This is a genomic window from Bradyrhizobium sp. SSBR45G, from assembly GCF_030159255.1.
GTDB lineage: Bacteria > Pseudomonadota > Alphaproteobacteria > Rhizobiales > Xanthobacteraceae > Bradyrhizobium.
The window spans coordinates 219073-232959 of the sequence record NZ_BSCT01000002.1 but is presented as its reverse complement, the minus strand read 5'-3'; the positions used below and the strand labels follow the sequence as shown (position 1 = coordinate 232959).

Below are 13887 nucleotides of genomic sequence, written 5' to 3'. Positions count from 1 at the left end.
GCGATCATCCCATGATTCGGGCCGATTGTGGCCGGATTGGCCGTCGGCCGGCTGGCTACCCCGGTGGATAATCCGATGATCGAACGAACGGCTCAGCTCACCGCGGTTCCAGCACCGAGCCGCGCTACGATGTCGGCCGGCGACATCATCTCGCGCGCCCCGTCGCTGCGGGTCTTCACCTCGACCTTGCCTTCGGCAAGGCTCTTCGGACCGACCATGATCTGCCAGGGGATGCCGATGAGGTCGGCAGTGGCGAACTTTGCCCCGGCGCGCTGCTCGGTGTCGTCATAGAGCACGTCGACGCCCTTGGCGAGCAAATCGAAATACAACTGCTCGCAGGCGGCATCGGTGTCGGAGGCCCCCTGCTTCAGGTTGAGGATCACGGCGCGGAACGGCGCGACCTCCTCCGGCCATTTGATGCCGGCATCGTCGTGACAGGCCTCGATGATGGCACCGGCCAGACGCGAGACGCCGACGCCGTAGGAGCCGCCATGGACGGTGACCTCCGCGCCATCGGGTCCGGCAACCAGGGCCTTCATCGGCTCGGAATATTTGGTGCCGAAATAGAAGATCTGCCCGACCTCGATGCCCCGGGTGTGGACCCGCCGCTCCGCCGGCACCTCGGCCTCGAAACGCGCGCCGTCATGGACGTCTTCAGTCGCCGCGTAGAGCGAGGTCCACTCCTTGATGATCGGCGTCAGGTCGCCATCATAATTGACGGAGGCCAGCGGGATCGGCAGGTCGAGCACGTTGCGGTCGCAATAGACGCCGGACTCGCCGGTCTCCGCGAGCACGATGAACTCATGGCTGAGATCGCCGCCGATCGGTCCGGTCTCGGCGCGCATCGGGATGCCCTTCAGGCCCATCCGCGCGAAGGTGCGCAAATAGGCGACGAACATCTTGTTGTAGGCGCGCCGCGCGCCCGCCTCGTCGAGATCGAACGAATAGGCATCCTTCATCAGGAATTCGCGGCCGCGCATCACGCCGAAGCGCGGACGCTGCTCGTCGCGGAATTTCCATTGGATATGATAGAGATTGAGCGGCAAATTGCGGTAGGACTTCACATAGGCACGGAAGATTTCCGTGATCATTTCCTCGTTGGTCGGCCCGTACAGCAACTCACGCTTGTGGCGATCGGCGATGCGCAGCATCTCCGGGCCGTAGGCGTCGTAGCGGCCGCTCTCGCGCCAGAGGTCGGCGAGCTGCAGGGTCGGCATCAACAGCTCCAGCGCGCCGGCGCGGTTCTGCTCCTCGCGCACGATCTGCTCGATCTTCTTCAGGACCTTGAAGCCCAGCGGCAGCCACGCATAGATGCCCGCGGCCTCCTGCCGCAGCATGCCGGCGCGCAGCATCAACCGGTGCGAGACGATCTCGGCTTCCTTCGGATTTTCTTTCAGAATGGGCAGGAAAAACCGCGACAAACGCATGGGCGAGGCCTTCGGGATTCGGTTCGGGCTGGCGCAGTCAAACCGGATCGGGCGGCAAAACACAAGACTGGGTTTGAGAAAAAGCGGCTAAGCCACCGTATTCCCGATCATTTTACTGGTTGCGCTGAAGCGGAGGATGAACGGCGGGCGGCGCCCGATCAGCGGCGCAACGGAGACCTCAGCGCGGCCTGAGCTCGAATTCATCGTCGAGACTGATCTGGTCGAAATCGCCGACCAGCGCGTCGATCCGGAGATGCCAGCGCCCGGCCAGCGGCAGCGGCACGTCGCCGACTTGCCAGTCGCCATCGGGCCCAAGCACGGCCTTGCGCTCGATCGGCCCGATGCCACCCGCGGGCATCTCGAGCGTCAGCGTCGCCTCCTTGGCCGAGAGCCGGATGCCGTCCGCAGTCATCAGCTGCAGCAGGAAGCGGTCGACCCCGACCCGCCCGGGAAACACCAGGACCTGAAACATGGCGCGCTCGCCATGGATGTGCAGGCCGAGCGGCGTGTCCGGCACCAGACTGCGCGGCGGTGGCGTGAAGCGCCAGCCGGCGACGACAGCGAGAATGGCGACGCCCAGGATGCATTCGAGCAGGATCGCGCGGCCGAGCGCCGGGGCCCGTGGGTCGCTTTGAAAAACGGCCATGAAGCGATAGCGATTCAAGACGGCGAGACCGACCAGCAGGACGACGAGCGCGAGCTTGATCGACAGCAGCAGGCCATAGTCGGTGTCGACGACGGCACGCACGGATTTGAGCTCGACGACGGCGAGCCATCCGCCCGTCACCACCAGCAGACCCACGACCGGGACTGCGACGGCGGAAAACCTGCGCAGCGCCGATCCCGCGCTGCCTTGGCTCGCCAGGCTGTCTTGGGCCGCCAGGACGAGGACCGCGAGCGGCGCGAGCGCACCGAGCCAGAATGCCACGGCCATGCCATGAACGGCGATGGCGGCCCGGCTGAGCCATTCGGGCGGTGCGGCCGCGGCGTGGCCGCTCAGCAGCAGTGCAGAGCCAACGCCGGCCAGAGCCAGGACCGAAAGCGCCTTCTGCCAGACCTTGCCCGTGGACATGGCGACCACGGCCGCAAGCATCGCCGCGACGGCCACGACCACGGTGCGCATCAGGCTGGTGGCCGCACCGGCCGTCCAGGGCTCCGGCGCCGCGAGGCGCGACAGCGGCAGACCCAGCAGGTCGAGGCCCTGCAAACCGGTCGAGACGACCGCCGACACGATGCCGACGCCGAGCGCGGCCGACACCATGGCGCGCACCGGCGGTGCCGGTCCGATCCAGCTCAGGAAGACCACGCCGCCGACGCCGAAGAACAAGCCGACATAGAGGCCGAGCCGCGCCAGCCAGATCAGTCCGTCGCGCCAGAGGTCGCGTTCGATCGCGGCGGCATTCGTCGTCGGCGCGCCGAGCGCAAAGCTGACGGTCCCCGCAACCGGGTGACCGTCGCCCGAGATGACCCGATAGCTGACGAGATGGCTGCCGCGCGGAAGGTCCGCCGGCAGCGCAATGACAACCGCCTGATCGGTCGCGTCGACCCGCAGATCATCCCGCCGCCGCCCGAGCGCGTCGACCAGGACCAGCGCGCCAACCGTCACGGCTTCATCGAAGCGCAAGGTGAGCGTGCGCGGCGCGGTCGCGAGCACGCTGCCATCGGCAGGGTCCGCCGACACCAGCACGGCGTGCGCTGCCGCGCCGGTCGTGAAGGCCACGGCCAGCGCCAGCATGATGAGAACTGCGGATACTCCGCGTCTCACGGTTTCGGCAGCAGCTTGATGCCCGGCGCCGGCTGCTTGGTGCTGTGCGGATCGGCGCCCTCCGCCGGGATCTCGATCCAGCGCCTGACGTCGGCCTCGCACTCCTGCACGACCGGGAAATACAAGGTGGTCCCGGGCTGGAGCGCCGTGGTGAGAGTCACTCCCACGACGAACGGCTCGCGGCTCTTCGCCGGCACGCGTCCGCCGGACCACACGATCTCCTGGACGCCTTCGGACAGCTTTCGCCCCTCGTCCTCATACGAGGCCGCGTACGGCCCCGTCTTGGTCTCGATGCTCCAGCCCTCCTTCGCCTCCGGCGCGACCGTGACCACACCTTCCGGAATCCGGACGCGCAGCCTGACCGTGTCGGATTCACCGCAGCCATGCGGCACGACGAACACCGCCTGCACGCGCGAGCCGATGGTCGCCTCCTTGGTCTCCAGGATGACATGCGCGTCTGCGGACGTCGCGATCGCTGCCCCGGCCAGCACCAGCCCGACCAGCGCCGGTAGCGGGACTTTGCCTGCTCGAATGTTCATGTTGACCTCAAAACGTATATTTGGCCGCGAGCACGAAGGTCCGCCCCGGAAAGGGATGGAACAGCGTGTACTGCTCGTTGAAAACATTATCGATGCCGAAATCGAACGCGAAGTTCTTCGTCGCGTTGTAGTGGATCTTCATGTCCACGACAAAGAAGCTGTCGAAGGCGCCATAGACGTGCGGGATCAGATCGGTGTTGTCGAGCGTCGAATACTGCTTGCCACTATAGCGCGCCGCGACCGTGTAGGCCCAGCTCTCGTTCGGCCGATAGGTCGCGCCGAACTTGGCGCGCCAATCGGGGACGTAGGGCACACGCTTGCCGACGACGGTAGTTGCTGCACTCCAATTCGCATCGGCCAGGATCTTGGAGTCGACATAGGTGACACTTCCAAACAGCTGCAGACCGTCGATGAGGACGTTGTCCTTGTCGGCAGAGAGTTCGACGCCCTGCATGCGGATCGCATCGACGTTGGAGAACGTCGTGGCCGTCAACGTCGTGTTCGGAATCGCATTGGTCTGCGAGATGATGGCGTTGTTCGTCCGCTCCTTGAACACGGTCAGACGCACCCGACCATCGCTCCAGTGGCGTTCGATATTCAACTCGCCGGTGAAGTCCTGCTCGGGCTTGAGGAAAGGATTGGCGAAGTACATGTTGTTGCTAACCGTTACGTTCTGGTATAGTTCGGTTACCGTCGGATACCGATAAGACTCGCCGAAGTTCGCCGTGACGTTCCAGTCCCTGTTGATGTCATAGGAGAGCGATGCCTTCGGCGAGAAGTTCGTCGATGACAGCCCCGGTTGATTTTTGCTCGTCGCGACAAGCGTAGGAATCGGCGCACCTGGCGTTCCACCCGTTGCAGCAAGTGAGTTGAGGTTGTAGCCGTCAAGCGCCTCCCAGCTCTCCAGCCGCCCGCCGAGCGTCAGCTTCAGATCGGGCCGGATCTTCCAGGCATCCTGGATCCAAAGCGCACCGGTCCTGGTCTCACCCTCACCATCCGAGAACATCTGACCTGTCCCGGTCGATGTAGTCTGATCCCAGACCGAGGAGAGATATCCCGGGTTCGACAGCCTGTAGCGGTCGCCATGCAGGCCGAACGAAATCTCGTGCGGCCCGTCATAGCCGAACGGCCGCCAGATGCCCTTGGCGTCGCCGTTCTGCCAGTTGGTACCATCGAGCCGGGTGATCTTGCCGTTCAGGGAATAACCGACCCCCGATGCCGTCACGGTGTAGGGATTGAGCTGGGTGTCCTGCAGATAGTTGTAGCTCGACAGCGAGAGATCGAAATCGAACGTGCCCTTCGTGTCGCTCTTGAGCGCGATGGCATTCGAGAGCTGCGTCTGGTCCCAGATGTAGCGGCTGCTGGCAAAGCCCGCGATACCGTTGAAGGTCGGTTGCCCTGTCGCTTTGGACGTCAAATAAGTCTGCGGCGTCGAGACCTGGTGATTGTTCCAGATTCCCAGCGAATACGTCGCCTGCACGAGAGGGCTGAGATCATAGGCGAGCCGCAGATTCCCTGACGTTTGCTGCGAATGGGCCAGGATGCCGGTGCCGACCACATCAGTTTCGGTCCCGGTCTTGTTCCGGGCAAAGAAGGCGCCGTTCGTCGTCGTCGACAGTAGCGATGTCGTCGTCGTATACGTCAGCGGCTGCTGATAGCTGTCGAGATAGTTGGCGCTGACCAGCCACGACAGCTTCCCGTCGCGGTTGCCGGCGGAGGCGCTGGTCTGGCTGGTGACGTAGGTGTCCTTGGTGCCGTACTGGTTCCACGGCATCACCGAGACCGTTTCCTTGGCCGTTGCGAACGGCTTGTCCGGCATCTTCGAGGTGATCAGCAGCACGCCGCCGATCGAATTGCCGGGATAGGCCGCCGAGAACGGGCCGTTGAGGAAATCGATCCGCGCGATCGCTTCCGGCGAGATCAGATTCCACTTCGGCGAGGCATTGGTGTTGTTGTTGCCGAGCAGCGCGGAGACCAGGAGATCGTCGTAGTAGATCAGCGTGCGCGCGCTCGAATTGACGCCCCAGGTCCGCGTGGCCAGCACCGACATGTTGTCGCCGTCGTTGCGTTTGCGCACGAACAGGCTCGGCATGTATTTGACGGCGTCCTGGGGATCCTTGAGGTTGATCGTCTCGTCGATCTGCCTGGCGGTGATGCTGAAGCTCTCCTGCGGCAGCGCGAAGCGCTGCTTGGCGGCGGGCGTCTCGAACGAGCCCTTGACGCCGCCGCCATCGATATTGGCGGTCGAGGCCTGGGCCGGCTGCGGCTGCGCGGCGGCTGCCGGTTTCGGCGCGCGGGACGTCCTCGCCTCGCGACTCTGCGTCGCCGGCTTGCGCGCAGTGCGTGGTGCCGGCGCGCGCGGCGCGTCGACGGTGACGGATGGCAATTCCCTCTCGGTCTGGGCGTGCGCGATCGTAGCCGGCTGCAACAGCACGAGCTCCATGGCGATCACGCTCACGCCTGCGAGGGCATGACGGCGGAACATGTTTGGCTTCCCCAATGCCGGCTCCCACGGCCGGTCTTCCTGATCAGATGCAGGCTGGCGCAAGCGCCTCCTGCTTTGGTGACGACGTCGCCGCTCAGGAAGCGAAAGGGGGTCCGCGCGGTTGCGTCTGCGACCAGGCGAGCAGATCGACCAGTCCGAACGCGCGACCGCTCCATTCGATCGGTGTCCATCCGCGCAGCAGCAACCGGTGGACGGGGCTCGATGGGGCGTACGGTGCTGCTGCATCGTGCAGCACCGCGCACATGACGCAGTCGAGGCCGCAAGCCGTCCGGTCGGACTCGTGACCGGTCGGCGCAGCGTCTGGCTCGGCATGACAGATCACCGCGGCGCCGGCAGGATCGGCGATCGCAATCGCGGCCGCCGCCGTCATGGCCGACGCCGCGACCGGCGCCAGCACCTGGATGATCAGCGCCAGCAGGGCCAGCGGCAGCATCCGCGCGATCCAGCGACGCCGTGCGCTGCCGTCAGCACGGCGCGCGCGGTTGCGGCGACGGGATATGATCGCGCGACCGGACATCATGGCACGCCGAGTCTCCCCCCGGCCGCACGCGCAGCCTGCTCGGCCAGCCGGATCAACGGGCCGCGCTGGGTCAGGACCGCGTTGGCAGCTTCCGGTCCGGCCCGCTCCGGCGATCCCGCCGCAAACGGCGGCTGCGGGTCATATTCGATCAGCAGCTGAATGCGCCGCGCGTTGTCCTCGCTGGTGAGCTTCGCGGCGAGTGCGAGCCCGAAATCGATCCCCGCGGTGACGCCGCCAGCCGTGATACGGTTGCGGTCGGTGACGACCCGATCCGCCACCATCGTGGCGCCCATCAGCGGCAGCAGATCGCGCACGTACCAATGCGAGGTGGCCTTGTAGCCCTTCAGCAGGCCGGCGGCGCCCAGGAGCAGCGAGCCGGTGCAGACGCTGGTGACGAAGCGCGCCGACGCGCCGCGCGCGGCGACGAAATCGAGCGTGCTGGAATCGTTCATGCCGTCGACGGTGCCCTTCAGGCCGCCCGGCACGAACAGCACGTCGAGCTCCGCCGGCGCCGTCTCGAAGCTGTGAGTCGGACTCACGGGAATTCCGACATCCGTCGTGACCGGCGCCATCGCGGCCGCGATCAGGCGGATATCGGCCTGCATGATGTTGAAGACGGTCAGCGGCCCGGTGAGGTCGAGCAGGATCATGCCGGGATAGATCAGCAGGCCAATCACCGGCTTGCCGGCAGAACCGGGTGGCTGCTGGGCATGCGCGCCAGGCAGCAGCAGGCTCGCGAGCGAGCCTGCGAGAACAGACGAGTTGAAGACGCGTCGGTCCATCATCTGCACCTGTTTCCGGTCAGACGCGCTACATCTTATGTTCGTGCTTCATCATGCTGCCGCCGTCGCCGCCCGGCCCCTTGGCGCCGACCGCCTGCACATCGAGCGTCACCGCCACCTTGCCGGCCTTCTCGAACTCCAGCGTCACCGGCAGCTTGTCGCCCTGCTTCAACGGGCTCTTCAGCTCCATCAGCATCAGATGATAGCCGCCCGGCGCCAGCGCGACAGTCTTGCCGGGCTCGATCTCGAGTCCCTTCTCGAGCGGCCGCATCGTCATCACGCCGTTGGTGACGGCCATCTCGTGGACTTCGACCCTGGCCGCAATCTCGCCGGACACCCCGACCAGACGGTCCGGCGCGCTGCCCCTGTTCTCGATCGTGAGATAGCCCGCGCCCGTCTTGGCGCCGCCCGGCGTCGCGCGGCTCCAAGGCTGGGTGATGACGAGGTCTCCCGCCTTCACCTCCGCGGCGAAGGACATCGCCGGAGCGGCCATGAGGAAAGCGAGAGCAAGCAGAGAGCGTCCAAAGAACGTCATGTCGATGATCCTTTCGATGTTCGTCACAAGGCGCCGGCACGCGCATTGCCGCGTAGCCGACCACCATGCATGGGCTAAGGCAGAGGAAGCAGTTTTTCAGAAGCGGGGGAGTCGGCAGCCGGTGCGGTAAGCCGCCCGAAGCGCATCACACCGCGGGCGGGGCTCTGGCCTGGGCGCTCGAAAAAGCCCGCGCCGCCACGATGTCCGAAGAACTCGCGCGCCAGACGACATCGCGTACATCGCGATGGGGAACATCGGCGGCGACCAGCGCCGGTGCGTCGAGCGCCACGGCCTGAACGGCGCAGCACAGCGCGCAGGAGTCGCCGCCGGGCTTGGCGCGCGATTCGTCATCGGCGGGCTGCGACCCAGGCTGGCTGTGGCAGATCTCAAGGCCGCGCAGCGGATCCGATGCGGCGAAGGCCGCGGCCCGGGCAGCACCAATCGGCGCCAGGATCTGCACCATCAGTGCGATCAGCACGATCGGGAGAAGCGCTTGCAGCCGCTGCCGCATGAAAGCCCGCCAAATGAACCCGAATCTTGTGCCCGAGCACAGGCCGCGAGTCGAGGTCATCCCGGCCACATCGCCCACATTTCGCCCGTGCCCTGATGAGGACAGCGCCGTCTGCGGAGGCAGTTGCTGCCGGAGCGGCCGAGAGGCGGGTATTTCAACACCTTCAACGGGAAAAGTCGAAACCAAAACTCGCTGATTGCAAGCACTTACCGATCATTTCCTGGAGTGCGCGAAATTTGAACAATCGTTGCCGAAAAGGATGACAAACGCAAAAAGATCGTCTACGAATTCGGGCCTCAGGCTAACGCTTGCGGAAGTCTGGTGGTCCAAGTCTCGGGAGGAGCCCTGGCGCGCAAAAAGCAGCGTCACCCCGCTTAACAAGATCAAATCTGAACTTGCGGGATATTAAAGGGTCGACACAATTTCCGAGCAGGGCCCGCTGCCCTGCTCTATTTTTTTGAGCGGACTTTTTGAAGCGGGCACAATTTTAGGCGGGCGAGCCGATTCACGGGCACGCCATCTTCAAAAGCAAACTCTTCGAAGACCGTATGCGCTCCGCGATGAACGATTGCTGAACGCGTTCACAACAGAGTCGCTCAATTGAGGCCGGCCTCAAACGGTGGCAGCGGCGCACGCCAATGCGATTTCGCCCTGGCCCATGGCAGCGTGACCGACAACAGCTCGCGCCCCGTGACGCTCCAATGCAGAACGTCACCATCGATCTCCAGAATCGCCGCCGCTTCTGCCGGCTCGCCCGAAATGAACGTCTCGGTGAGCGACTGCAACGTCAGATGCGGCGTGCCATCCACGATGGTCAGCGTACTCCAGTGCACGTGACCAGCCAGCGCGACGACCGGGCACGGCGCCGCGGCGATGGCGGCGCGAATCGACGCGATCTCGGCATAGGTGGCATGGCCCGGATTGCGTTCGAAGTAGTAGTTCCCGGTCTGCGCATGGCCCGACAGGGGGACATGGCTGATCAGCAGCGTCGGACGATCGTCGTCGCCGAGCAGCCGCGCCAGTCCATCGAGGTCGCCCGGCGCGAGATGAAGACCGCGCGCTCGCGAGAGGCCGACATCAGGCTGCCAGAACACGCATCTGATCCGGCCGATCACGACCGCGCGCGATCCGGTCGGACGGTCCAGCACGGTCGCGTTCTCTGCGAGGCTGAGGCACGCGACATCATGATTGCCGCTGACGTGATGACGCGGCACTGCCAGCCTGGCGAGCTGCTCGGCGACTTGCCTCTGCAGCACGCGATCGCGATCCGGACTTTCATCGGAGATGCGATCTCCGAGCTCGATGACCGCGTCCACGGTGCCCGCATTGACCTCTGCGACAAAGCGGCTCAGCAGCGGCAGCGCCGCCGAGCCTCTCTTGGTCGGCGTATCCTGACCGTGATGGATGTCGCCGACCACGGCGATACGTGTCGTTGCCAAAGCTCGTCTCCCCGCGGCGCGGCGCAACGCCGCGCGTCGCGGCGTAACATTTGAACATCACGGTTTCCTGACACGGTGTGCGGCGCCACAGCGCGGAATGCAGCGCACAACATCTGGCTGTAGCCGGATCAAAGGGGTTATGAAACACTGCATGTCTCGGCGGCGCGATCAATGACGCCGCCGGACAACAATGGGTAGGGAGCACGGAATGTCCGGCACTGACAAAACCTCCAAAACGAGGCGCGATCTTCTCCAGGCGGCGACAGCCGCGGGCTCGGCGGCGGCCCTGCTCGCCGGCTTCGGCATCAATCCGGCCATGGCAGCCGAAATGGGCCGTTCCGAAAAGCCGCTAAAGGCTGCCTTCTCCAACGCCGGTCTGCAGGCCACGTGGTGTGCCCAGGGCAAGCAAGCGGCCGAATGGTGGGGCAAGCTGCTCAATGTCGAGGTGACCTGGTTCGACGGCCAGCTCGACGCGGTCAAGCAGCGCGCCGCGATCGACAACATGGCGTCGCAGAAATGGGATTTCGTCGCGATCCAGGCGTTCGGCATCGGCACCCTGACGCAGCCGGTGCAGAAGATGATCGATGCGGGCATCCCCGTCATCGACATGGACACGCTGATCGCCCCGCTCGATCAGATCAACGTTCACTCCTTCCTGGCGCCCGACAACGAGTTCATGGGCGCGTCGGTGACCCAGGCTCTCGCAACTGCGATGGGCGGCAAGGGCAAGATCATCATGACCCAGGGGGCACTCGGCCACACCGGCGCGCAGGGCCGCGCCAAGGGCTTCACCTCGGTGATCAAGCAGTTTCCCAACATCGAAGTGCTGGACACGCAACCCGCCGACTGGGACGTGTCGAAAGCGGCGCGGCTGTGGGAGACCTATCTGACGAAATATCCGCAGATCGACGCAGCCTTCTTCCACAATGACGACATGGCGCTCGCGGCCTACAACATCATGAAGGCGCGTAACCGCACCAACATCCTGATCGGCGGCGTCGACGCCATGCCGCCGGCGATCCAGGCCGTCAGCGAAGGCCGCATGTTCGCGACCGTGCGCAATCCGTCCTGCCGCATCCACGGCGGCGCGATCGTGGCCGGCGTTGCCGCCGTCACGGCCGGCGAGAAGAGCGGCCAGGGCATCCCCAAGCACGTCATCACCGACGGACCGGTCGTGACCAAGGCCAACGCCGCCGGCATGCAATGGATGGAGGATCACTTCCTGATCTAGAGTCTCCTCCCATGTCGGACAGCCGCCGTCCCCTTCTCGAACTGCAAGACATCACCAAGTCGTTCGGCGGCGTCACCGCGTTGCGCGGCGTCGACTTCACGGTTCGTCCCGGCGAGATCCATGGTCTCGTCGGGGAGAACGGCGCCGGCAAGAGCACGCTGATGAAGATCATCGCCGGCGTGCACACCGGCTTCTCCGGCCGTTTCCTGCTTGACGGCCGCGAGGTGCATTTCCGTTCCGTGCGGGACGCCCGCGCGGCCGGCATCGCCATGGTGCATCAGGAGCTCAGCGTCGCCCCGGATCTAACCGTGGCCGAGAACGTCTTCCTCGGCAACCAGCCGACCAACGCGCTGGGCGTCGTGCAATGGCGGCGCATGGCCCGCGAGGCGGCCGAGCAGCTCAAGAATCTCGGCATCGATGCCGATCCGATGAGCCGGCTCGGCGATCTTCCGATCGGACTGCAGCAGCTGATCGAGATCGCGCGCGTGCTGTTCTCAGGCGCCCGCATCATCATCCTGGACGAGCCGACCTCGGCGCTGTCGCCGCCCGAGGTCGAGCGGCTGTTTTCGACCTTGCGCAAGCTGCGCGACCAGGGCACCGGAATCATCTTCATCTCGCACTTCATCGAGGACATCCTGCTGATCTCCGACGAGGTCACGGTGTTCCGCAACGGCCGCAAGATCATGGAGACGCGGGCCGCCGAGACCAGCAAGGCAGCGTTGATCGAGGCCATGATCGGCAAGGGCCGCGATGCGCTGGAGGACAGCTACACTCACGACATCACTCTGCCCGCGCCGCCGCTCGACAAGCCCGTGGTCGTCGAAGCCGACGGCCTGTCGCTGGCGCGAAATCTGAAGCGCGTGTCATTTGCGGTGCGTGCCGGCGAGGTGCTGGGCATCTACGGCTTCATGGGCTGCGGCCAGCTCGAGCTGGCGCGCATCCTGTTCGGCAAGCTCGCGCCCGATACTGGCGAACTGCGCGTTGCGGGCGAACGCAACCGGTTCAAAAGTACGGCCGATGCGCGCCGCGCCGGCATTGCCTTCGTGCCGGAAAGCCGGCGCGACATGCTGTTCCTGCAGGAGCCGGTCTACAAGAACGTCTCGATCAGCATTCTCGACCGCATCAATGCTGTGCTGCTCAAGCCGGCGCGGGAGCGCGCGCTCGCGAAGCGCCAGGTCGAGCAGTTGCAGATCCGGCCCGCCGACGTCGAGATTGATCTTGGCCTGCTCTCCGGCGGCAACCAGCAGAAGGTCGCGCTGGCGAAATGGCTCAGCCACCCGCCCCGGCTGCTGGTTTTATGCGAGCCGACCCGCGGCATGGATGTCGGCGCCAAGAGCGACGTGATCGGAATCGTGCGCAAGCTGCGCGACCAGGGCATCGCGGTCATCGTGCTGTCGACCGAGCCGGAAACCGTGCTCTCGCTGGCCGACCGCGTCATCGTGCTCAAGCGCGGCGAGGTCGTGCGCGAATTCGCCGGCGAAGCCATCAGCAAAGACCGCCTGCTCGAGGCGGCGTAGGGAGATTGTCATGGCGCATGGCGAGACCGTTCCGATGCCGGAAGCGCCGCCGCGACGCGCGGGCGGGATCGGCCCGCTGCTGCGCTCGCAGATGCGCAACATCGCGCCGTTCCTGACGCTGATCTTCCTCACGGCGTTCTTCGCGCTCGCGAGCCCGTCCTTCGCGACGCTCGACAATGTCGGCAACATCCTGACGCAGGTGTCGGTCACCGGCATCATCGCGGTGGGGCTCACCTTCGTGATCCTGTGTGCCGAGATCGACCTGTCGATCGCCGCGATTGCCAACGTGACCGGCATTGCGGTGGCCTTCTTCACGATGCAGGACTCCTACGTCAACATCGCCAATCTGCCGATGCCGGGCTTTGCCGCCATCCTGCTCGCGCTGGCCTTGTGTGCGCTGCTCGGTGCGGTCAACGCCTTCGGCCTCACCGTGATCGGCATTCCCTCCTTCATCATGACGCTCGCGATGATGCAGATCGCGGCCGGCATCTCGGCGATGCTGGTGCGCGGCCAGATCGCCTACAAGGTGCCGCCGATCATCACGACACTCGGCTCGAGCTCGATCGCCGGCATCCCCTGGATCGTGATCGTCGCCGCGCTGATGCTGCTGCTCGGCCACCTCGTGCTGACCTACACGCGGTTCGGCCGCTACGTCTACATGGTCGGCGGCAACCGCGAGGCGGCGGAGTATTCCGGCCTGAACGTCAAACTGATCCTCGGCAGCGTGATGGTGATCTCTGCGGTCTGCTCTGGGATCGGCGGCATGCTCGGCGTGGCGCATTTCGGCAGCGCGCAGCAGAACGAGTTCGACACCTATCTGCTCGACTCGATCGCCGCCGTGGTCGTCGGCGGCACTAGCCTGTTCGGCGGCCGCGGCGGCATCGGCAACACCATCGTCGGCCTGTTCGTGCTCGGCGTGCTCAACAACGGCCTCGACCACGTCAACATCGACAGCTTCCTGAAGATCCTGATCCGCGGCCTGATCCTGCTCGCCGCGCTGGTGATCAACGTGTATGCGCAAAGGCTGCGCGCGAAGGCGGCGGATTGAGGGGGCTGCCGTAGGGTGGGCAAAGGCGCAGCCGCGGTCTCTCCACACGCGGGATCGCGATGGCGCC

12 protein-coding genes are annotated in these 13887 nt (G+C 65.3%); 3 read left to right on the top strand and 9 right to left on the bottom strand.

Annotated features, from left to right (window positions below; all coding sequences use genetic code 11):
• Nucleotides 1-92: 92 nt before the first annotated feature.
• From proS to QQL87_RS03980, 9 genes are all read right to left on the bottom strand, one after another.
• A complete protein-coding gene (proS, locus tag QQL87_RS04020) occupies nt 93-1427 on the bottom strand; it encodes a proline--tRNA ligase (protein WP_284418752.1) in 1335 nt (444 codons plus the stop codon).
• Nucleotides 1428-1605: 178 nt separating this feature from the next.
• The gene (locus QQL87_RS04015) at nt 1606-3162 is read right to left on the bottom strand and encodes a copper resistance CopC/CopD family protein (protein WP_284418751.1); all 1557 of its coding nucleotides are present in this window, start codon (nt 3160-3162) and stop codon (nt 1606-1608) included.
• Nucleotides 3163-3188: 26 nt separating this feature from the next.
• Nucleotides 3189-3731 carry a YcnI family protein gene (locus QQL87_RS04010; protein WP_284418749.1) on the bottom strand — a complete coding sequence of 181 codons (543 nt, stop codon included), beginning with the start codon at nt 3729-3731 and terminating at the stop codon, nt 3189-3191.
• A gap of 7 nt (nt 3732-3738) precedes the next feature.
• On the bottom strand, nt 3739-6216 hold the full coding sequence (locus QQL87_RS04005) for a TonB-dependent receptor (protein WP_284418747.1): 2478 nt from the start codon (nt 6214-6216) through the stop codon (nt 3739-3741).
• 94 nt (nt 6217-6310) lie between these two features.
• Nucleotides 6311-6670, bottom strand: a complete 360-nt coding sequence (locus QQL87_RS04000) for a DUF2946 family protein (RefSeq protein ID WP_284418746.1) — start codon at nt 6668-6670, stop codon at nt 6311-6313.
• Between the two features lie 83 nt (nt 6671-6753).
• Nucleotides 6754-7539 carry a DJ-1/PfpI family protein gene (locus QQL87_RS03995; protein WP_502871134.1) on the bottom strand — a complete coding sequence of 262 codons (786 nt, stop codon included), beginning with the start codon at nt 7537-7539 and terminating at the stop codon, nt 6754-6756.
• A gap of 28 nt (nt 7540-7567) precedes the next feature.
• A complete protein-coding gene (locus QQL87_RS03990; protein ID WP_284418744.1) occupies nt 7568-8074 on the bottom strand; it encodes a copper chaperone PCu(A)C in 507 nt (168 codons plus the stop codon).
• 145 nt (nt 8075-8219) lie between these two features.
• Nucleotides 8220-8585 (bottom strand): DUF2946 family protein, encoded by a 366-nt coding sequence (locus tag QQL87_RS03985; protein ID WP_284418743.1) that lies wholly within the window; start codon nt 8583-8585, stop codon nt 8220-8222.
• A 596-nt stretch (nt 8586-9181) separates the two neighbouring features.
• The gene (locus QQL87_RS03980) at nt 9182-10024 is read right to left on the bottom strand and encodes a metallophosphoesterase family protein (protein WP_284418742.1); all 843 of its coding nucleotides are present in this window, start codon (nt 10022-10024) and stop codon (nt 9182-9184) included.
• A 208-nt stretch (nt 10025-10232) separates the two neighbouring features.
• Here QQL87_RS03980 and QQL87_RS03975 point away from each other — a divergent pair, with 208 nt between their 5' ends.
• From QQL87_RS03975 to QQL87_RS03965, 3 genes are read left to right on the top strand one after another with little or no spacing between them, the layout of a single operon-like run.
• Entirely contained in the window at nt 10233-11255 is a 1023-nt protein-coding gene (locus QQL87_RS03975) for a sugar ABC transporter substrate-binding protein (RefSeq protein ID WP_284418741.1), read from the top strand.
• Nucleotides 11256-11266: 11 nt separating this feature from the next.
• On the top strand, nt 11267-12772 hold the full coding sequence (locus QQL87_RS03970; protein ID WP_284418740.1) for a sugar ABC transporter ATP-binding protein: 1506 nt from the start codon (nt 11267-11269) through the stop codon (nt 12770-12772).
• 10 nt (nt 12773-12782) lie between these two features.
• Nucleotides 12783-13820 (top strand): ABC transporter permease, encoded by a 1038-nt coding sequence (locus QQL87_RS03965; RefSeq protein WP_284418738.1) that lies wholly within the window; start codon nt 12783-12785, stop codon nt 13818-13820.
• The last annotated feature ends 67 nt before the right edge of the window (nt 13821-13887 follow it).